Source organism: Scandinavium manionii, assembly GCF_024764775.1.
Lineage (GTDB): Bacteria > Pseudomonadota > Gammaproteobacteria > Enterobacterales > Enterobacteriaceae > Scandinavium > Scandinavium manionii.
The window spans coordinates 479,885-500,485 of record NZ_JALIGC010000040.1 but is presented as its reverse complement, the minus strand read 5'-3'; the positions used below and the strand labels follow the sequence as shown (position 1 = coordinate 500,485).

The 20,601-nt window shown below is 56.0% G+C and carries 19 protein-coding genes; 9 read left to right on the top strand and 10 right to left on the bottom strand.

Annotated features, from left to right (window positions below; all coding sequences use genetic code 11):
* Nucleotides 1-34: 34 nt before the first annotated feature.
* Both MUU51_RS20145 and pheP read left to right on the top strand, forming a co-directional pair.
* Nucleotides 35-2,230 carry a TonB-dependent receptor gene (locus MUU51_RS20145; protein WP_258968456.1) on the top strand — a complete coding sequence of 732 codons (2,196 nt, stop codon included), beginning with the start codon at nucleotides 35-37 and terminating at the stop codon, nucleotides 2,228-2,230.
* Between the two features lie 105 nt (nucleotides 2,231-2,335).
* Nucleotides 2,336-3,727 (top strand): phenylalanine transporter, encoded by a 1,392-nt coding sequence (pheP, locus tag MUU51_RS20140; RefSeq protein ID WP_258968455.1) that lies wholly within the window; start codon nucleotides 2,336-2,338, stop codon nucleotides 3,725-3,727.
* A gap of 40 nt (nucleotides 3,728-3,767) precedes the next feature.
* Here the strand turns inward: pheP and MUU51_RS20135 are convergent, their stop codons facing one another.
* Entirely contained in the window at nucleotides 3,768-5,009 is a 1,242-nt protein-coding gene (locus MUU51_RS20135; RefSeq protein ID WP_159774410.1) for a mechanosensitive ion channel family protein, read from the bottom strand.
* 191 nt (nucleotides 5,010-5,200) lie between these two features.
* Nucleotides 5,201-6,619, bottom strand: coding sequence for an MFS transporter (locus MUU51_RS20130; protein ID WP_258968454.1), 1,419 nt, complete (start codon nucleotides 6,617-6,619; stop codon nucleotides 5,201-5,203).
* A gap of 108 nt (nucleotides 6,620-6,727) precedes the next feature.
* Between MUU51_RS20130 and MUU51_RS20125 the strand changes: the two genes are divergently transcribed.
* The 3 genes from MUU51_RS20125 (at nucleotide 6,728) to MUU51_RS20115 (ending at nucleotide 8,423) form a co-directional block, all read left to right on the top strand.
* Nucleotides 6,728-7,597, top strand: a complete 870-nt coding sequence (locus MUU51_RS20125) for a helix-turn-helix transcriptional regulator (protein ID WP_159774406.1) — start codon at nucleotides 6,728-6,730, stop codon at nucleotides 7,595-7,597.
* A 228-nt stretch (nucleotides 7,598-7,825) separates the two neighbouring features.
* Nucleotides 7,826-8,155, top strand: coding sequence for a type II toxin-antitoxin system RelE/ParE family toxin (locus MUU51_RS20120; protein WP_258968453.1), 330 nt, complete (start codon nucleotides 7,826-7,828; stop codon nucleotides 8,153-8,155).
* Nucleotides 8,136-8,423: a helix-turn-helix domain-containing protein gene (locus MUU51_RS20115; RefSeq protein ID WP_159774402.1), complete on the top strand. Its 288-nt coding sequence runs from the start codon at nucleotides 8,136-8,138 to the stop codon at nucleotides 8,421-8,423. Before MUU51_RS20120 ends, MUU51_RS20115 begins: the two co-directional genes overlap by 20 nt.
* Nucleotides 8,424-8,460: 37 nt before the next feature.
* Here MUU51_RS20115 and nfsB read toward each other — a convergent pair whose 3' ends face one another.
* The 3 genes from nfsB to MUU51_RS20100 all read right to left on the bottom strand — a co-directional run bounded on the left by nfsB (nucleotide 8,461) and on the right by MUU51_RS20100 (nucleotide 10,181).
* Nucleotides 8,461-9,114 (bottom strand): oxygen-insensitive NAD(P)H nitroreductase, encoded by a 654-nt coding sequence (gene nfsB / locus MUU51_RS20110; protein WP_159774400.1) that lies wholly within the window; start codon nucleotides 9,112-9,114, stop codon nucleotides 8,461-8,463.
* 120 nt (nucleotides 9,115-9,234) lie between these two features.
* On the bottom strand, nucleotides 9,235-9,603 hold the full coding sequence (locus MUU51_RS20105) for an MmcQ/YjbR family DNA-binding protein (protein WP_258968452.1): 369 nt from the start codon (nucleotides 9,601-9,603) through the stop codon (nucleotides 9,235-9,237).
* Nucleotides 9,600-10,181: a TetR/AcrR family transcriptional regulator gene (locus MUU51_RS20100; RefSeq protein ID WP_159774396.1), complete on the bottom strand. Its 582-nt coding sequence runs from the start codon at nucleotides 10,179-10,181 to the stop codon at nucleotides 9,600-9,602. Before MUU51_RS20100 ends, MUU51_RS20105 begins: the two co-directional genes overlap by 4 nt.
* Nucleotides 10,182-10,374: 193 nt before the next feature.
* Here MUU51_RS20100 and MUU51_RS20095 point away from each other — a divergent pair, with 193 nt between their 5' ends.
* From MUU51_RS20095 to MUU51_RS20085, 3 genes are all read left to right on the top strand, one after another.
* The gene (locus tag MUU51_RS20095) at nucleotides 10,375-11,475 is read left to right on the top strand and encodes an MBL fold metallo-hydrolase (protein WP_258968451.1); all 1,101 of its coding nucleotides are present in this window, start codon (nucleotides 10,375-10,377) and stop codon (nucleotides 11,473-11,475) included.
* A gap of 31 nt (nucleotides 11,476-11,506) precedes the next feature.
* Nucleotides 11,507-11,848 (top strand): RamA family antibiotic efflux transcriptional regulator, encoded by a 342-nt coding sequence (locus MUU51_RS20090; RefSeq protein ID WP_159774392.1) that lies wholly within the window; start codon nucleotides 11,507-11,509, stop codon nucleotides 11,846-11,848.
* Between the two features lie 130 nt (nucleotides 11,849-11,978).
* Nucleotides 11,979-13,544, top strand: coding sequence for an alpha/beta hydrolase (locus MUU51_RS20085; protein WP_258968450.1), 1,566 nt, complete (start codon nucleotides 11,979-11,981; stop codon nucleotides 13,542-13,544).
* Here the strand turns inward: MUU51_RS20085 and MUU51_RS20080 are convergent.
* The 3 genes from MUU51_RS20080 to MUU51_RS20070 form a co-directional block, all read right to left on the bottom strand.
* Nucleotides 13,530-13,778 (bottom strand): DUF1158 domain-containing protein, encoded by a 249-nt coding sequence (locus MUU51_RS20080; protein ID WP_110511124.1) that lies wholly within the window; start codon nucleotides 13,776-13,778, stop codon nucleotides 13,530-13,532. The genes MUU51_RS20085 and MUU51_RS20080 overlap by 15 nt on opposite strands.
* Before the next feature lie 79 nt (nucleotides 13,779-13,857).
* Nucleotides 13,858-14,973 (bottom strand): YbdK family carboxylate-amine ligase, encoded by a 1,116-nt coding sequence (locus tag MUU51_RS20075; protein WP_159774388.1) that lies wholly within the window; start codon nucleotides 14,971-14,973, stop codon nucleotides 13,858-13,860.
* Nucleotides 14,974-15,095: 122 nt separating this feature from the next.
* Nucleotides 15,096-16,658: an AbgT family transporter gene (locus MUU51_RS20070; protein ID WP_159774386.1), complete on the bottom strand. Its 1,563-nt coding sequence runs from the start codon at nucleotides 16,656-16,658 to the stop codon at nucleotides 15,096-15,098.
* Between the two features lie 276 nt (nucleotides 16,659-16,934).
* On the opposite strand from MUU51_RS20070, the gene MUU51_RS20065 reads away from it, so the two are divergent.
* Nucleotides 16,935-17,636: a GNAT family N-acetyltransferase gene (locus MUU51_RS20065; protein ID WP_258968449.1), complete on the top strand. Its 702-nt coding sequence runs from the start codon at nucleotides 16,935-16,937 to the stop codon at nucleotides 17,634-17,636.
* On the opposite strand, the gene entD is transcribed toward MUU51_RS20065, so the two are convergent.
* Complete coding sequence (gene entD, locus MUU51_RS20060) at nucleotides 17,607-18,269, bottom strand: enterobactin synthase subunit EntD (RefSeq protein WP_258968448.1); 663 nt, start codon at nucleotides 18,267-18,269, stop codon at nucleotides 17,607-17,609. The two genes, MUU51_RS20065 and entD, sit on opposite strands and share 30 nt — an antisense overlap.
* A 40-nt stretch (nucleotides 18,270-18,309) precedes the next feature.
* Nucleotides 18,310-20,535 carry a TonB-dependent siderophore receptor gene (locus MUU51_RS20055; protein WP_258968447.1) on the bottom strand — a complete coding sequence of 742 codons (2,226 nt, stop codon included), beginning with the start codon at nucleotides 20,533-20,535 and terminating at the stop codon, nucleotides 18,310-18,312.
* Nucleotides 20,536-20,601 lie beyond the last annotated feature (66 nt).

Here is a 20,601-nt window from a genome sequence, read left to right as displayed (position 1 = left end):
ATTTTGTTTCACTTAAGCCTCGTTAATAAAAACTATGCAAAACACCAACACAACTGCGTTTCGTAAAACGCTGCTGGCTATCGCCATCAGCGCGGTTTCACACTCCGCCTTTGCGGCGGACGCTTCAGGCAACACCAGCAAAAAAACAGAAGAAACTATGGTGGTGCAGGCCATCGAAGGGAGCGATTTTAAATCCGGGGGTGACGATCTGGTTCCGGCGTTCCTCGACGGGCAAATCGCCCACGGCGGGCGCATGGGGATGCTCGGCGAACAGAACGCCATGGACGTACCGTTCAACGTCATCGGCTACACCTCAAAACTGGTAAAAGACCAGCAGGCCAAAACCATCGCCGATGTGGTCAGCAACGACGCCAGCGTGCAGCCGGTGCAGGGCTACGGTAACTTTGCCGAAACCTACAAAATCCGCGGCTTTGAGCTGGACGGCGACGATATGACCATGGGCGGTTTATCGGGCGTGGTACCGCGTCAGGTGATGGACACCCAGATGCTTGAGCGCGTAGAAATCTTCAAAGGGGCAAACGGCCTGCTGAACGGCGCGTCGAGCACCGGCGTCGGCGGGATGATCAACCTCGAACCGAAACGTGCGGAAGATACCCCGACCGCCAGCGTGGGCGTGGATTACACCTCGGATTCTCAGGTCGGCGGTACGCTGGATCTGGGCCGTCGCTTTGGCGATGACAACCAGTTCGGCGTGCGCGTGAACCTCGTCGACAGGGAAGGGGAAACCGCCATCGATGCGGATAAACGCCGCACCACCCTGGCGTCCGTCGGACTCGACTATCGCGGCGAGCGTCTGCGTACCTCACTCGACCTTGGCTACCAGAAGAAAACCTTCCATGGTGGTGAGATGGGCGTCAACATCAGCGGCGTGGATTTCATTCCTGATGTACCGGACAACGGCGATAACTACAGCCAGAAATGGGGCTACAGCAATATCGAAAGCGAATTCGGTATGGCGAAAGCCGAATACGACCTGACCAGTAACTGGACGACCTACGCCGCATTCGGCGGCCAGCACTCTCATGAAATCGGCACCTATTCTGCGCCGAATCTGATTGACGAAAGCGGCGAGGCCAGCGTCGGTCGTCTCGATACCAACCGCATCATCGACGCCTGGAGCGGCATGGGCGGCCTGCGTGGTAATTTCGATACCGGTCCAATCTCTCACAAAGTCAACGTCGGCTACTCGGCGCAGATTCGCTCTGACGCCACCGCCTGGCGCATGTCGGCCAACAATCCGACCACCAACATCTATGACAATCACGACGTGGCGAAGCCGGACAATGCGTATTTCGGCGGCAACTATTATGACCCACTGACCACCTCGCGCAGCCGTACGCAGGGCTGGCTGCTGAGTGACACTCTCGGCTTCTTCGACGACCAGGTGCTGTTCACCGCCGCTGCGCGGCACCAGAAAGTGGTGGTACGCAACTACAGTAACGCTACCGGCCATGAAGACCCGACGTCGCGCTACACCGAAAGCCGCTGGACGCCGACGTACGGCATCGTCTACAAACCGTGGAAAGAGGTCTCGCTGTACGCCAACCACACCGAAGCGTTGCAGCCGGGCGACAACGCCCCGAAAGGCGCGTCGAACTACGGTCAAAGCATGGGCATTCTGCATTCGAAGCAGAACGAAGTCGGCGTGAAAATCGATTACGCGCGTGTGGGCGGTTCACTGGCGCTGTTCGAAATTAAAAAGCCATCGGCATTGCTTAATAGCGATAACAAATACGTGCTCGACGGCGAGCAGCGTAACCGTGGCCTGGAGCTGAATGTCTTTGGCGAGCCGGTTCTCGGCCTGCGCCTGAACGCCAGCACCACCTGGCTTGATCCGGAGATGACCAAAACCGCAGGCGGCACCAACGACGGCCATGATGCGATTGGCGTATCGCGCTTCTACGCGGTGGTTGGCGCCGAATATGACATCAAACCGGTTGATGGCCTGACCGCGACGGCGAAAGTGAACCACACCGGTTCGCAGTACGCGGATGCGGCCAACACCAAGAAACTCGACAGCTACACCACGCTTGATCTCGGCGTGCGCTATCGTATGCGCGTCAATGCAGACCAGAACGACATGGTCTGGCGCGTCGGCGTAGATAACGTTACCAACGAGAAATACTGGTCCGGTGTGGAGAGCTACGGCACGTACGTTTTCCAGGGCGAACCGCGCACCGTGAAGGTCTCTATGAGCTACGATTTCTAAGTGTGACCCTCGTTCCGGCAGGGCTACTCGCCGGGACGAAACTTGCGACACGTCTGTCGAAGTGTTAAAAGGTGCCCCTTCTAAAAAACGCTACAGGGGAAAGACGTGAAAAACGCGTCATCGGCATCCGACCAATTGCCAACGGATGCTGCTTCGGAAACTCAACCGACGCTTCACCGCGGCCTGCAAAACCGCCATATCCAGTTAATCGCCCTCGGCGGTGCTATCGGCACCGGTCTGTTTCTCGGCATCGGCCCCGCCATTCAAATGGCTGGCCCCGCCGTCATCCTCGGCTACGCTATCGCCGGGATCATCGCTTTTCTGATCATGCGCCAGCTCGGCGAAATGGTCGTCGAAGAACCGGTTTCAGGCTCCTTTGCCCACTTCGCGTATAAATACTGGGGACCCTTCGCCGGCTTCCTCTCCGGCTGGAATTACTGGGTGATGTTCGTGCTGGTTGGCATGGCAGAACTGACCGCCGCCGGAATTTACATGCAGTACTGGCTACCCGAAGTGCCTACGTGGATCTGGGCCGCTGCGTTCTTCATTATTATCAACGCCGTAAACATGGTGAACGTGCGCCTGTATGGCGAAACGGAGTTCTGGTTCGCGCTGATTAAAGTGCTCGCCATTCTCGGCATGATTGGTTTCGGGCTGTGGATGCTGTTTACCGGCCACGGCGGCGAACACGCGAGCTTCGACAATCTGTGGCAACATGGCGGTTTCTTTGCCACCGGCTGGCATGGCCTGGTGATGTCGCTGGCGGTGATTATGTTCTCCTTTGGCGGACTTGAACTGATTGGCATAACCGCCGCCGAAGCGCGCGATCCGGAAACCACCATTCCGAAGGCGGTGAACCAGGTGGTGTATCGCATTCTGCTGTTCTATATCGGTTCGCTGGTGGTGCTTCTGGCGCTGTATCCCTGGGTGAATGTCACCTCCGACAGCAGCCCGTTCGTGATGATTTTCCATAATCTCGACAGCACTATCGTGGCCTCGGCGCTGAATTTCGTCATTCTGGTGGCGTCGTTATCGGTCTATAACAGCGGCGTTTATTCTAATAGCCGAATGCTGTTTGGCCTGTCGGTGCAGGGCAACGCGCCGAAGTTTCTCACCCGGGTGAATCGTCGCGGCGTGCCGGTTAATTCGCTGCTGCTTTCCGGGGCGATAACCTCGCTGGTAGTGCTGGTGAACTACGTCCTGCCGCATAAAGCGTTCGGCCTGCTGATGGCGCTGGTGGTGGCGACGTTGCTGCTGAACTGGGTGATGATTTGCCTGGCGCACCTGAAATTCCGTGCCGCCCAGCGTCGAATTGGGCGCGAGCCAAAATTCCGCGCACTGTGGGCTCCGGCCAGCAACTACATCTGCATCGCGTTTTTGCTGATGATCCTCGGCCTGATGCTGACGATGGAAAGTATGCGACTGTCGGCCATTTTGTTGCCGGTGTGGGTGGTGTTCCTGTTTATCGCGTTTAAAACGCTGAGAAAACGTGCCTGATAGATTGCCCGGCGGCGCAGCGCCGCCGGGTGTTTTATTGTCAGGTGCGTGCCGCTGACAATGCGCGAATATCATTTCCGGTCGGTGCCTGATGAATGCGCAAACCAAATTCTTCCACTACGGCAAAAATATGGTCGAATATATCGGCCTGAATCCCTTCATATTCTGCCCATACTACCGTGTTGGTGAACGCATATATTTCCAGCGGTAAACCGTTGGCGTCCGGTGCTAACTGGCGCACCATCAGTGTCATATCTTTACGTATTCTCGGGTGACTACGCAGATATTCATTCAGGTAAACACGGAAGGTGCCGACGTTAGTCATTTTACGTCGATTGAGGATCGACTCATCGCCGCCTTGCTGTTCATTCCACTGGTTAATTTCCTGGTGACGGCTATCCATATACGGCTTCAGCAGCTTAGCCTGAATCAGGCGCTGCTGTTCCTGCTCATCGAGAAAATGAATGCTGGTGGTGTCGAGATTAATGCTGCGCTTAATTCGACGCCCGCCAGACGCTGACATTCCGCTCCAGTTTTTAAACGAATCAGACACCAGCGACCAGGTCGGAATCGTGGTGATGGTGTTATCCCAGTTCTGCACTTTCACCGTGGTCAGGCCAATATCGGTCACCGCGCCGTCCGCGCCGTATTTCGGCATCTCCAGCCAGTCGCCGAGACGCAACATATCGTTGGCAGAAAGCTGAATGCCGGCCACCAATCCGAGGATCGGATCTTTAAACACCAGCATTAACACCGCGGCCATGGCGCCCAGGCCACTGATCAGAATGGCTGGCGATTGCCCTAACAGCAGCGAAATAATCAGAATACCGACCAGAATGGCGCTGACCAGTTTGACACCCTGGAAAATGCCCTTCAGCGGCAGCTGTGAGGAAAAGGTGAATTTCTGCGACAGATTCAGCAGCACGTCGAGCAGCGAGAAAAAGGCCAGCAGCGTATACAGCATCACCCACAGCTGGGCGCAGTTAATCAGAATGCTGGACGCGTCGCTGCCTTTTTGCAGCCACAGCGCGGCCTGAACCTGGACCACGATCCCTTGCAGGGTAAACGCCACCCGGTGAAATAGTTTATTCTGGGTGATAATTTGCAGCCAGAAATGCTGGCTGGCCTGAGCGCGTTTTTCAAAGGCGCGCAGAACGATACGGTGCAATATAACGTGGAGGATTATTGCCGTCAGAATAATAATGGCGAATACAATAATCAGTGATGTGGTGTGGTTTATCTCAAGGCCCCACTGTTTGAGGGCTAATATAATTTCCTGCATAACATCTCCTTTCTATTATGCCCGTCATACTTCAAGCTGCAGATGCGTTAGCTGCACTCACGCCCCCAGTCACTTACTTAAGTAAGCTCCTGGGGATTCATTCGTTTGCCGCCTTTCTGCAACTCGAATTATTTAGGGCATCTGAAAAGGCATAATGACCGCTGACAGAATGAGATGCAAATCAGCCGGGATTATATTGACGGTAGCGGGCTGCGATTCAAATGACGACGGTAGCTCAGCACCAGCGCGGCGAGGACCAGCATCATCACCACTTCCAGCGCCAGGAAACCGACGATGGCGGCGGTGTAATCGCCCTGTGACGCCAGTGCCAGAAATACGCTGCCCAACACCGCAGGCCCGAGGCCCAGCGTCGATTGCTGCAAGGTGCTGAGAATGGCGCTGCCGGCTCCCGCATCGCGGGCGTCGATATCACGCATACCAATTCGGTAAAAGCTATTCACAATCAACGCCTGACCGTAGCCGACCAGCGCAGTCGCCGGGGCCAGCGTTAGCGCGTGGGTGCGCATGCCGAAATACCAGAAGGTAACCATCAGCAACAGCAGGCCGCTAATTTGCACCGTCAGCCCGGTGAGCAGAATGCGTCCCATGCTGTAGCGAGCAATCATTTTCGGGGCGTACAGTGCAGAAATAAAATAGGCGATACCGAGCGCGATAAAACTGTTCCCCGACTGCCACGGCGCCATGCCGAGACCCGACTGCATGGTCAGCGCCATACAAAACATAAAGCCGGACCAGGCGCTGAAAAACAGCAGGGCGATAAGCACACCAAAGCGAATGCTCGGCAGTTTCAACAGTCGCGGCGGCAGAAGAGACGTTTGCCCGCGCTGCTCTTTTGCCCGCGCGCTGACGCGCATTAACCAGACCAGTGGTACCAAAGCCAGCAGCATCAGCTTCAGCGCCCACGGCCAGTGTAGCTCCATGCCGAGCGCCATCGGGAACAGCAGACAACACAGGATCGCCGCCAGATACAGCGTGCCTGGCCAGTCGATGCCCGATGGCGTTTCGCTGCGGGTTTCGGGCACATAACGATGACTAAAGGCCAGTACCAGCAGGCAAATCGGCACGTTAATGAAGAAGGCGTTCCGCCAGCCCAGCCCGGAGAAATCCGCCGACACCAGCCAGCCGCCGCCCATTTGCCCGACGATAAACGCAATTCCGCCGATGCCGCCGTACAGGCTAATCGCCCGTGCATGGGCGGAGCCTTTCAGCGTGACATGCAAGGTAGCGAGGATTTGCGGCACGATCAGCGCCGCCCCCGCGCCCTGCAACACGCGAGCCGCCAGCAGCGAATGAATCGAATTCGCCATACCGCACAGCAGGGACGCCAGGCCAAACAGCGCCACGCCCCACATAAACAGACGTCGACGACCGTAGTTATCGCCAAGCTTGCTGCCCATCGCCAGGCACACGGCGAAGGCCACGCCATACAGCGCGACAATCAGCTCCAGCTGAGTCGGACTGGTTTGCAGCGAACGGGTGATGGAATCCAGCGCCACGTTGGTGATGGACGTATCAATCAGCGGTAACATCTGCCCGGTTAAGAGCAACAACAGACCGGCGCGACCGGGTGAAACAGCAGACGTTTTCATGGGATTCTCCATTGCGTCATTCAGGGATCAGACGTAGCATCGCTGAATGAATAAACGGGTACCAGTTCTTGCTTATACTGGTACTGGAACTACCCTGCTGGAGGTGACATGTCACTTATTACACAGCCTGAACGTGTTGCTACGCGCTATGACGACAACCGTAAACAGCTCGGCGCATTCTTACGTTCACGGCGAGAAAGTCTGGATCCACAGCGGCTCGGATTGCCGCGCAGTGGAAGACGCCGCACGCCAGGTCTGCGACGGGAAGAAGTGGCGATGCTGGCAGACGTCGGCGTGACCTGGTACACGTGGCTGGAACAGGGCAGGGAAGTGAATCCGTCAGTGGTTGTGATGCAGGCGGTGGCACAGGCGTTGCAGTGCAGCGCGCTGGAAACGCGCCATCTGTTCGTGCTGGCCGGACTGGCTCCGCTGGAATCGTTGCAGGTGCCGAAATGTGAAGGCATCAGCCCCGGTACGCGCCGAATGCTCGACAGTCTGATGCCACAGCCCGCCAGCATCCAGACACCCGGTTTTGATATCGTGGCGTGGAACGACAGCTTTTGCCGGATGATGGGCGTCGATTACGCGACGATCCCGGAAGAAGACCGCAACTGCATCTATCTTTATCTCACCAATGAAAACTGGCGCAGTCGCCTGGCGAACCCGGATGTGCTGCCGATGTTTGTGTCCTATTTTCGTGCCGCAATGGCTGAACATCGTGGGGAGGCGGAGTGGGAAAACAAGCTGGCGCGGTTCTTCGCGGCCTCGGCGGAATTCGAAGCTCTGTGGCATCAGCGCTATGAAGTGCGCGGCGTCGAGAATCAAATCAAACGGTTTAACCACCCTGAACTCGGTGCGTTTAGCCTGCAACAGATGTACTGGTACTCTGCCCCCCGCAACGGTTCGCGTTTGCTGGTCTATTTACCGGTAGACGAAGAAGGTGAGCGGGCGCTGGCGTGGTTTGCACAGCAGGGCTGAGTCACATTAATCCCATGACAATCTCTGGAAAGAGATGTCGTGGGAAAACTAACACCTTATTTCCTGCCCAAAAATCCTCGTCTTAACGATTTTTCTCGAGCGTGTTTCACGTTCTGTTCACCCGTTGTGACTACTTTTGTCCGATACGCTACGTTTCTGGCAATGGGTTGCATTTAGCCTTTAATGCAATTTGCCTTATATGCTAATCTCTTCGGGAGAACGAACAGGATGTTCACATTAGTTATGTACGGTGAAGTTCGTGAAGAAATTTTGTCGTTTCCTTTGGCCGTTCAGGCACAGTTTTTTCGTCAACTGGACAAGCTGAGGGCAAACCCAACCGCACTGCGAGAACCTGACTCAAAACCTTTGGGTCATGGGTTTTTTGAAATCCGTACCGTGGGATTCTTTCATTCGCGAGGGATCTACGTTTATCGAAACGGGAAATCGATCTGGTTGCTTCGGGTATTGGTGAAAAAGACGCAAAAAACACCTGTGACGGAACTGGCGCTGGCGATAAAACGATTAAAGGAGATGCAGGATGAGCAAGAAAATCATTAACTGGGATGACGTGCGGGCAGAAATGCTGGCGCAGCCTGGATTTCAGGCGGCATTTGACGCCGAAATGCGTCAGGAAAGATTGCGTGAAATGCTGGCCCAATGGCGGGAGCACGCGGGCTTAACCCGTTCACAGGTCGCGCAGCGCATGGGCGTTAGCGCGCCGACGGTCTCGAGAATGGAAGCCAATGTCACCCGCGCCAGTCTCGATACCCTGACGCGGTACGCGTTGGCCTGCGGCGTTGAATCACCGCTAATCCAGCTTTACTGAAAGCGCCCGGTCGCAGCACGCTGGCCGGGCAGAAGCCTTAAATCTCAGTCAACGTCGTGCTCTGCGGCAGGCGAGATTTTGGCAGCGCGGCGTTGAAATCTTCCACGCTGTGACGGCCAACCGGCACCACCACCACGCTGGTGAAGCCTTTTTCGGTCAGGCCAAACTCTTTGTCCATCACCGCCGCATCAAAACCTTCAATTGGCACGGCATCGAGGCCCATCGCAGCGACGCCGAGCAAGAAGTTACCGACGTTCAGGTAAACCTGTTTCTGCATCCAGTGCGCATCATCTTTTAGCTCTTTGCGGTGCAAATCGGCAAAGAACAGGCGGCCTTTTTGGTTGCCTGCTTTTGCTTCCGGGGTCGCAAAACGGCCATCAATTTCTTCCTGATCGACCACTTTTTCCAGCCATGCATCGTCCATCGCCGTTTTGGCGCAGAACACCACCACGTGGGATGCATCCAGCATTTTGCGTTCGTTGAACACGAAACCACCGGCGGCAGATTTTGCGACGCGCGCTTTGCCTTCTTCGGTGCTGGCAACGATAAAGTGCCACGGCTGGGAGTTGGTGCTGGAAGGGCTGTACTGCAACAGGGTTTTCAGGTTTTCGGCTTGTTCATCGCTCAGCTTCATGCTTGCGTCGAAGGCTTTGGTTGAATGGCGTTTTAACGCAACAGAAATAATGTCCATGATGACTCCCCTTCAAGGATTACAGCGCCTTAAGCGCATTCAGTGGGAGCAGAGTACAGGGAGTGTCGGCAAATGATAAGTGTCAAAAATGCGATAACACTTATCGTTTTCGCCATAAAATCACTGCGGGCGCAGGCGTTTCTGGTCGCGCTTCGGCAGTTTATCGACCACTTTGTGCCAGGAGTTGGTGATTAAGTCTTCCACCAGTTCAGGGCTGATGTCATCGCCGCCGTAAACGGTTATCCAGTGCTTTTTGTTCATGTGATAACCCGGCTCGATACTTTTATAAATTTCCTGATGCAGTAGGGCTTTCTGCGGGTCTGCTTTCAGGTTGATAAGCGGTTTGCCGCGCAGGGTCATGGCAATCATGAATATTTTACCGCCGACGCGATACACATCGTATTCCGGGCCAAACGGCCAGGTTTGTTCGGTGAAGGGCAGTTCCAGCGCAAACTGGTGCGCGTGTTTGACTAACGCGTCGCCATTCATGCGGTGGTTTCTTCGGCCAGCGCCAGCCACATGGCTTCAAATCCGAGGGCGGTTAAATCGTTCGCGCGCTCGGGTTCATGGCTGGCAAATTCGATGGTGGTTTCGGCGAGCGACAAAAACAGCGCGTCGCCAAAGGCCTGATATGCGGTGGTGAGAAAAATATTGCGCACTGAACGCTGACACAGTTTGTGCAGGTCCGGGAACATATCGGTGACCTGCTGTTTGGTTTCAGCGGTGATTTTTTCGCTGACCGCCATACGGCGAATCGCTTTATGACCGACAGGATTACGTACGCCCCAGGAAATATAGCTGTTCCAGATGCAGCGGGTGAAATCTTTCGGCGTGACGGCATCGGTAATGCCCGTCAGCATCGTCTCACACAGCGAGCTTTTCAGGTGCAGGTAAAGGGTGTTGAGCAGGTCGTCTTTGGTGGCGAAATAACGAAACAGCGTTCCCTCGGCAACCCCCGCATTGCGGGCGATCAGGGCCGTTGAGGCCGCGATACCTTGCTGAGCAATGGCGGCCGTTGCGGCTTCCAGTAACGCTTGTTTTTTGTCTTCACTCTTAGGACGAGCCACTACACTTTACCTCTCAGGCTGGAAAAAACACCGATTGAAACATGCCCCTTGCAGCACTTCAATGTTGAATGTCAAAAATTGAAAATCGGCTTGACGACTTTCGCGACCTTCCTATAATGAGTGCTTACTCACTCATGATCAAGTTTTCTCCTAATCGTCTCCAGCCGGATGGAGCGAGTCTTCGGGCCAGGATATGCAGCGTCCTCTTTTAAGTGTGGTTGTCATTATGTTAATTGCCAGTGCAGCGAGTTTACCGTTCGTGTTGAATGCCGGTTTCGGCAAGGCGCCGCAGGGCGCACAGTTGAATGCTGTGGAAAGCTCCGCGCACTATTACGACGGTCAGTTTCATAACCAGCAGCCGACGCCCAGCTGGTCCGGGCAGAAAAGTATGCCGCGTGCAATTTGGGAATTTCTGACCACTAAACGTCCGAACGCTCGGCCCGCGCAGCCGCTGCCAATGGTCAAAACCTCCCTCGCGAGCCTACCCGTGCAGCAGGATGTGATGATTTGGCTCGGCCATTCGTCCTGGTATTTGCAGCTCGCCGGGAAGCGGATCCTGATTGACCCGGTGTTCAGCAGCTACGCCGCGCCGTTCTCATTCCTCAATAAAGCGTTTGAAGGGGAGTACCCGTGGACCGCCGCCGCGATGCCGGACATCGATCTGCTTATCATCTCTCACGACCATTACGATCATCTGGATTACGCCACCATCAAGGCGCTGAGGCCGAAGATTAAACGCGTCGTCACCCCACTGGGCGTCGGATCGCATTTGCGTTACTGGGGGATGGACAGCGCGATCATTACCGAAGCGGACTGGCAGCAAAAGGTCGACATCAGCGATGAACTGACCGTGCATGTGCTTCCCGCTCGCCATTTCTCCGGCCGTGGCCTGAAACGCAATCAGACGTTATGGGGCAGTTTTATGTTCGTGACGCCAGAGCAGAATATTTATTACAGCGGTGACAGCGGCTATGGCCCGCACTTCAAGGCCATTGGCGAGCAGTTTGGTCACGTTGATTTAGCCATTATGGAAAATGGCCAGTACGACCAGGACTGGAAATACATTCACATGCTACCGGAAGAAACCGCGCAGGCGGCGATTGACCTGAACGCTCGCGCGGTATTACCGGGCCATGCAGGGCGATTTGTTCTGGCTAAACATACCTGGGATGACCCGTACAAACAGCTGAGCATCGCCAGCGAAGGGAAAGATTATCGCCTGCTAACGCCGGTTCAGGGTGAGCCGGTGTGGGTTGCCAACCGTGACCAGCAGTTCCGTGCCTGGTGGGAATAACCACCTTACAGTTCAGAAAGGGGAGGAAGGTATGACGATTTCCGCTCAGGTTATTGACACCATCGTCGAGTGGATTGACGACAACCTGCATCAGCCGCTGCGTATTGACGATATCGCCCGCCATGCGGGATATTCGAAATGGCATTTGCAGCGCCTGTTTATGCAGCAAAAAGGGGAAAGCCTTGGCCGCTATATTCGCGAGCGCAAACTACGGTTAGCGGCCCAGGAATTACGCGATACCGATCAGAGGGTGTACGACATTTGCCTGAAGTACGGTTTTGACTCGCAGCAGACGTTTACCCGCGTGTTTACACGCACCTTCAAACAGCCGCCTGGTGCGTGGCGTAAAGAAAACCAAAGCCGCGCGCATTAGTGCGCGGTTTTTTTTTGCCCGGCGACGATGCGCTTTCCGGGCGGGATATTACCCTTTCTTTATGTGATATTGAAAACCATTCCCATTTGCATTAACGTTGTTTTCCCGTTTCTACAGGAATAAGCACGTAATGAAGATGGCATGGAGTGGTCTGTTGATTGGGCTGAGCACGATGCCCGCCGCGGCGGTGGCCTGCGAGTCTCCTTCCGTTCAGGGAGAGCAAAAAGGAAAATTTGATGCCAGCGGGGAGGTCTGTTTTGAGTTGCCGGAGCTGGGCGAAAACTATGTGCAGGCGACGCTTTCCGGCGTAACGGATGCCCGTTTACTCGACCGCGATAACCGCCGAATCCGTGCGTTGATTGAAGGCGGCCCGGCGGACGGCACGCAAACGCTGCTTTTCTCACTCCCGCCACACCAAACCACCACGCTTGTGCTGCAGGGTAATGAAGGCGACCGCTGGCATTTCCAGTGGCGCATGAAAGAAACCTCGGCGATTTCCAGCGCCGACAAACCGGACCCTGCCAGCCCGCTACTGCAAACCCTGGCGAAACAGCTTGAAAGCGGCGCAACGACCGAAGCCTTCTGGCAGGCGCGCCAGCTTGAGGGCACGCCGCTGGTGGAGCCGGTCGATTCGCGGCATAAACGGGTGACGTTTCTATGGCGTGGGGCGCATAAGAATGTGTTCTTGCTCGGATCGCCTGCGGGCGAGCACGATCCGCTTTTCCGGCTCGGCAATTCTGACGTCTGGTTTCGCAGCTATGTCGTCCCCACTGACACGCTGATGCAATACCAGCTGGCTCCGGACGTGCCGAAAATAGAGGGTAATCCGCACGAACAGCAGCGGGCGATCCTGGTCAGTGCGCAGGCCGATCCGTTCAATCCTGACAGCCTCAATCCTGCCAGCGATCGCTGGAACCGTTATTCGCTGCTGGCGCTGGATCCGACGCGTTATTGCACCTTACAGCGCATGAAAAAGCCGATTCAGTACGGGCAGTTGACGCGCCATCAGATTGACAGCGACTTTCTCGGCAACACGCGCGAGATCAACATTTATCGCCCACGCGTATCGCAGCCCGCGCGCTGGACGCTTTTGCTGTTTGACGGTAAGCAGTATCAGGACGATTACCATTTTGCCAACGTGCTCGACGACCTGATTGCGCGCCACGTGCTGCCGCCGGTCAACGTGGTGTTTATTGATACCCTGGATAACGCCCGCCGCGGGGCAGAGCTGCCGCCGAATCCGCGTTTTGCCGATTTTATGGCGCACGAATTGCTGCCGTGGCTGCATCGTAAAGGCTTGAGTCTGCATCGGGATAAAACGGTGCTGGCGGGGTCGAGCTACGGCGGGCTGGCATCGGCGTGGGTGGCGCTGCGATATCCGAACCTGTTTGGTAACGTGCTGAGTCTGTCCGGTTCCTACTGGTGGGCGCCGAAAGGCGAAGCCACTGACTGGTTAACGCGCCAATATCAGCAGGCGCCGCGCTACTCAATTCGCTTCTGGCTCCAGGCTGGCAGGTTTGAAACCCGCGGTCCCGGCGGAGGAAATTACCCGAACACGCGGGAGTTTGAGCAGGTGCTGCGTGACAAAGGGTATCGCGTCAGCTTCCACCCATCGTCCAGCGGCCATGATTATGCCGCGTGGTGCGAAGCGCTGGTGGAAGGGATGCGCGATTTTACCGGGTTAGTCCGCCAGTGAGAACCAGCGACGCCAGACGAAGCGCAGCAGGAAAAACTCCAGCGCGCCGAGCACCAAAAACCAGATGCAGAACAGAATGGTGTACAGCTGGCTGAGGTCCATCAGATGGAAAACGGACACTAATTTTTGCGCCACTGTCAGCCCCAGGGAAGGGGCGGGCAGCAGCAAACAGGACAAAAAGGCCATCAGCAAAATGCCGCCAGCGGTGACCAGAGATTCAAGCGGATGCTTCATGGTGTTGTTAATCAGCAGTTAAAAGGGGCATTGTCCGGGAAACGCCCGCTGACGGCAACCCTCCAGGCCCGCTTCTGACTTACGCCGCCCAGATTTCGCAGTGCTTTTCCACCAGCGCTATCAACGAGCCGCCGTCGGCGATAAATTCACGCATCCGGTCTGCCTCGCTGTAGCCTTGCTGGACCCTCCGCGCAAGGTCGTCAATCGCGCTGCTGGCCTGTAGCGTATCGGCCCACGGGGCGACTTTCTCGAGCAGGCGCTGAAGGTCATCGGAAATCGTCGACTGCTCCCCCGAATGCACGTCGGTTAGCACGCCCGCCAACCCGTAACGACAGGCCTGGAAGCGGTTAAATTTATACAGCAGATAATCCTGCGGCGTGTGTTTGAACGGCCGCGTTTCCAGCAGCCAGCTGGAAATTGCCTGAATCAGCCCCGCGATGTTCACTGCATGCGCCAGGGTCAGCGGCGTGTCCATCACCCGTACTTCAACCGTGCCAAAATGCGGGCTGGGGCGAATATCCCAGTGCAAATCTTTGATGCTGTCGATGAGGCTGGTATAGCTCAGGCGGCGAAATAATCCTCTAAACTCCTGCCAGTTGGCGACCCACGGCATCGGGCCCATGTCCGGAAAAGCCGAAAAAACATTGAGACGCGACGAGGCGAATCTGCTGTCTGCGCCCTGTAAATAGGGCGATGCGGCGCTGAGGGCAATCAGGTGCGGCACGAAACGCGACAGACCATGCAGCAGATAAATGGCGTCATCGCCGTTGGGACAGCCGACGTGAACATGCTGGCCAAACACCGTCGCCTGCTGAATGAGATAACCAAACTGCTCAAGGTTGCGTAGATAGCGCTCGTTATCGCACACCTCCTGGCGCTGCCATTTCTGGAACGGATGGGTCCCGCCGCCGCAAATGTGCAGATGCTGATCCGACGCGGCGGTCAGCACCGCCTGGCGAAGTGTGGAAAACTGGCTGCTGGCCTGATGAATGTCGTGGCACACGCCAGTGGCAATCTCCAGCATGCTCTCGGTGATGTCGTGTTTGACCTCGCCCGCCGAACCTGTCTCGCCAATCTCCGCGATCAGCGCCGAAGAGTCCTGGCTCAGGTCGAAGCCCGGCGGGTTAACAATCTGCATCTCCAGCTCAATGCCGAGGGTGTAGGGATCGGAAACATGAAAGTCAGGTAATGACATGGCAACGTCCGGCAGTTTTTTTGTCAGTATAGGCGACAAAAAATCAGTTCAGCGAGACGCTCATTCGGAATGACAAAAAACCTGCCCGACAGCAGGACGCCGCCGGGCAGGGGAGATATGCGTTAGCCCGCAGACCAGGTGTACGGTGCGGCCACGCCAAGCGGCATACCGAGGCTCCACCACGCCAGCAGGAACAGGCTCCAGGTCACGAGGAAGGCGATGGAATACGGCATCATCATCGACACCAGCGTCCCGACGCCCGCGCCCTTCACATAGCGCTGGCAATACACCACCACCAGCGGGAAGAACACCATCAGCGGGGTAATGATATTGGTGCTGGAATCCCCAATACGGAACGCCGCTTGGGTCAGCTCCGGGGAAATCCCGACCGCCATCAGCATTGGCACCATAATGGGCGACAGCAGCCCCCATTTTGCCGACGCGGAACCAATCAGCAGGTTAACCACCGCCGTCAGTACAATCATGCCGATAATGGTTGCTTCGCCCGGCAGCGCCATCGCTTTCAGGCCGTCCGCACCCGCCAGAGCCACCAGCGTGCCGATGTTCGAATCGCTAAAGGCTTTGATGAACATGGCGCAGAAGAAGGCCATCACCATGTATGAGCCCATTTTACTCATCGAATCATTCATGGAGTTAATCACATCTTTCCCGGTTTTAAAGCGGCGTGACGCAAAGCCGAAGACGATGCCGGGAATAATGAAGATCAGGAAAATCAGCGGCACGATAGATTTCATGATCGGCGCGCTGTAGGCGGTCAGCGAGCCATCCGGGCTGCGCAGCATCGAGCTTTGCGGCCACGCGGCGGCGGCCAGGGCCACCAGGCCGAGGATCATCACCACGCCGGCAATGTTAAACGCCCGGCTTTCCTGGGGGGAGACGTGAGACATATCTTCGTCGTGCTTAAAATCGCCGTCGAGGGGCATTTTGCTCACCCGCGGTTCGACGATGCGTTCGGTGACCCACCAGCCAACCAGCGTGATTACAATCGACGAAGCGATACCGAAGAACAGGTTACACAACGTATTAACGGTATAAGTGTTGTCGAGCAGCTGGGCGGCGGCCTGGGTAAAGCCCTGCAACAGCGCATCGTTGCCGGTCGGTACCATATTGGCGGCGAATCCGCCGGACACCCCGGAAAACGCAGCGGCAATACCCACCAGCGGGTGACGGCCTGCGGACATAAAAATAATGGCACCGAGTGGGATCACCAGCACGTAACCTGCATCAGCCGCTACGTGGCTGAACATCGCCACGAAAATTAGCATCGGCGTCAGCAGTTTTTTCGGCGTCACGCGCAGCATCTTTTTCAGCGCCACGTTGATAAAGCCAGAGCTTTCCGCCACGCCAACCCCCAGCATCGCCACCAGCACAATACCGAGCGGCGCGAAACCGGTGAACGTGGCGACCATATTGGCGAGCGTGCTGGTCAGCGCTTCGGCCGACAGCAGATTGTTGATCTGCACGGTTTGCTGCGTCACCGGGTTAACGATATCGAATTCGACCATCGATAACACCGCTGACAGGCCCATCACCGCGAGTAAAAAGTAGAAAAAAATAAGCGCCGGTTCCGGCAGGCGGTTGCCCGCTTTCTCAATCGCGTTGAGAAACCCGCTCATCAGGCGGCTTTCCTGACCGTCCTTTTTTGTCCTTGTCAGTGTATTCATAGATCCTCTCTCGACCGACTGGATGTTTCATTTCATTGCTGAATGTGTCTAAGCGATAATAGAGGCAATGTCGGACTGAAACACGCTTTTTTACGCCACTAAAGCCGATTTTGATCGCATTTGTAGAATATGATTCCGTATTATTCGGTGTTTATTGGTGATAACGTCGGAAAATGTATTGTTTGACGAAACTAACGGCGATTGGGGCTGGCGGGTTTGCAGCGAAGCCGTAATGCCATGTGATATAACCGTGATGAATAATCATCGGGAGGCGACGTGGCGGAAATCAACAAATATGAGCAATTAGTGGGTGACCCACTTCCGGACTGGCAGGGCGCGGGATTGCTGGAACGTAAACCGTTAACGGGCCGAACCTGTCGACTGGAACCGCTGAATGCCGCGCATCATGCTGCGGATCTGTTCGATGCTTTCGCTCTGGCGCCGGATGACCGCGACTGGACGTGGCTCGGCAGCGAGCGGCCTGATTCCGTTGAGGCGGCAAATGCCTGGCTGCAGGACAAAGTAGATGACGCCGCGATAGTGCCCTTCGCGGTCATTGATTTACGCAGCGAACGCGCAGCAGGCGTGGTGTGCCTGATGGCAATCGATCGCGCCAACGGCACGGTGGAAATCGGGCATGTTAGTTGGTCACTGCGCATGAAGCGCAGCGTCATCAGCACCGAAGTGGTCTGGCTACTGCTGCGCGAAGCCTTCGCCTGTGGTTATCGCCGTGTGGAATGGAAATGCGATTCCCTGAACACCGCCTCACGCCAGGCGGCAGAACGCATCGGTTTCACCTTCGAAGGCCGTTTTCGTCAGCGGATGGTGCGCAAAGGCCGAAACCGTGACAGCGACTGGCTATCAATCATCGACGGCGAATGGCCCGCGATTAATACCGCGCTTCAGGCCTGGCTTGATGAAAGCAATTTTGATGATAAAGGCCAACAGCTACGCCGACTGGAGAGTTTTCGCCAGTAGGGTCACGAGCTGATTATTGATTTGCAGCCATGCCACCCGACAAATTCGCCCCGCCAGCGTGGGGGCAAAGGCGGCGGTTAACTGCACCGTGATGTGTTGTCGATTAATTGCCACAAGGTGGGCGGCCGTAAAACCGGGCATGTCGTTGGTCGCGAAACTTAACGCCTTATACACGCTCTCTTTGGTGCTAAACGCCAGCGTCAGCGCCAACGGGAAAGGAAGCCCAGAATTTTTCAGCAACGCATGTTCTTTGGGCGAAATAATACTGTCAGCAATCTCGTCACACACCTCCGCGCTAAACACCGTTTCTAAATCCACACCCACCGGCTCCCGTGACACCACCGCCAGCGCGGTCGTACCACTATGGCTGATGCTCCCGTACCAGCCGTTAGGCCACAGCGGTTGTCGGTTATCGCCGATAGCCGGGATGTATCGAAGGCCATGTTGCTGTAAGGCATAAAGCGCAGCAAGCCTGCCAGCGAGATGTTCCGCTTTGCGCTTTTTGCCAGCAGGCAAAAGCTGAGCGTGATGGGGCAGCCACAGTAAATCGGCGTCGGTGTAGGTCGCGGGGTCGAATTCAATCTGATGAAGCGTATGACCGTCGAGGGAAAGGGGGCTGTGCTCTGTTTTCATGGTGATACCCCTCTCCCGCAGGAGAGGGGCGGCCTCGTTATCAGAAGTGCGTATTCACGCTCATGTAGTAAGTGCGGCCAGACTCGTTATAGGTCTCTGCACCCGCGCCGTACATATAGCCCGTCGCGCCGCCGGTTGTTTGGGCGTTGCCCGCGCGCCAGTGGCGTTTGTCGAACAGGTTATCGATACCCGCGGTGAAGCTGACGTATTTGGTCGCATCCCAGGTGCCGCTCAGGCCAAGAATGCTGTACGGGCTAACTTCGTTCAGCTCGCTACCGGTCGCCGGTTGGCCTTTGTAGTTGTACTTCTTCGGCTGCTGCTTGCCGTACCAGGTGAAGGTCGACTGCACGGAGAAGTCCTGATACACCTGCCAGCTCAGGGTCGAATTGAGGGTGTATTCCGGTATGATAGACAGACGATCGCCGGTCTCTTTGTTTTTACTTTGCAGCATGTAGGTGATGTTGTTGGTCCAGTTAACGGTCTCGCTCACCGGGACGTTCAAGGTGCCTTCCAGGCCTTCAACCACCGCTTTCGGGACGTTCTCCCACTTGTAAAGATCGGTTCCGGAACCGTTGGTGTACACCGGCGCATAGCCCGCTTCAATCTTGTCGCGATAGTCGTTGCGGAACCAGGTGGCACCCGCCAGCCAGCCGTCACGCTTGAATTCCAGACCAATTTCTTTGTTGATACTGGTTTCGGCTTTCAGGTCTTCATTCCCTTGCAGGTAGCAGCCGCTGGCGCTGGCGTAGCAGCCCTGGCCTTTACTGAAGAGAATGTAGTTCGGGTTGGTCTGGTACAGGCTCGGCGCTTTATAGGCGCGGGCGATCCCCATTTTCAGGGTGAAATCATCCCACAGTCCTTGCGACAGGTTCAGGGACGGGCTCCAGTTATCGCCGACAATGCTGTGGTGATCGAAACGCAGCGCCGGGGTCAACATCGTAGTGTCGGTCACTTCAATATTGTCTTCCGCGAACAGCGAAAAGATTTCCGCTTGTGAATACGGGCTGCGGTTGGTGCTGCTGTAACCCGGAATGGTGCCGCCCATAAAGGTCTGGGTATTCGACGCCATATCCTTCATCCGCTGCTGGTTCCATTCGGTGCCCAGGGTCAGCGTCTGGTTGAACACGAAGTCGACAGGCAGGTTGATTTCACTGTGCAGCAGCACATCGTCCAAATCGATATCGACAAACTTATCGGAGTTGAAGATACCTTCGGTGCCGCCCGCCAGGCCTTCGCCTTTGCGTGAGTTACGGGTGTGTTCGTACTGCGCCCAGGTGCTGGTGGTGATGCCGTTATCCCAGCCGCCGTTCCAGGTCAGAGAGTAGTTTTGACGGTACAGACGGTTGGTCTCTTTACCGTAGTTTTCTTTGACGAAATTATTGGTGTTGGTGTTCTGCGTATCGCCTGCGTACAGGTTGTTCTGACGGCTATAGCCTGCCTGCAGTTCCAGCGACTGCATCGGCGCAAAATCCCAACGCAGCACGCCATTGATGTCTTTGTTTTCCACCCCTTCACGCCCGGCGGGCAGGGTATTCTGGTAAATTTCGGTACGCTCAGACTGATGGCCTTCGTTGATGTCCCAGGCGTCGGCCTGAGTTTTATCCAGGTTACCGTTCAGGCGGAAGCTGAAATCGCCGCCCATCGGGCCGGTCAGGCTGAAGTTAGTGCGTTTGGTGGAGCCTTCATCTTTATGCTCCGGCAGATTCATGAACGTGTCCCAGCTGCCGTGCCACTCATTGTTCACTTTTTTGGTGATGATGTTCACCACGCCGCCTGCCGCGCCGTTGCCGTAGCGCGCCGCAGCCGGGCCACGAATAACGTCGATACGCTCAATCATCTCTGGTGGAACCCAACTGGTGTCGCCACGGGTATCACGCTCGCCGCGCCAGCCTAAACGAATCGAGTTCCGGCTGGTGACCGGTTTACCGTCAATCAGGATCAGGGTGTTTTCCGGGCCCATGCCGCGAATATCAATCTGGCGGTTGTTGCCGCGCTGGCCGCTGGTGGAGTTACCGGTCAGGTTAACGCCAGGCATGGTGCGGATGATTTCGGAAATGTCACGAGCGGGCGGGCGTTTACGGATTTCATCGGCGGTAATGGTTGAAACACCCGGCGCCTGAAGGTTCTGCTGCGCCGCGGTAACGACCATGGTTTCTTCAGCGTCTGCAGTTTTTGCCTTTGCGGTCTCTTCTGCGAATACGGGTAATGCCACCCCGTAAATACCCAGATTGACCAGTAAGGCCAAGGATTTGAGTTTGTTATTCATTGTGAGCCAACGTCCTGCTGTATCAAATAAACCCCCTGTCAGAGCGCAGGGGAAGGAAAGTAAAAC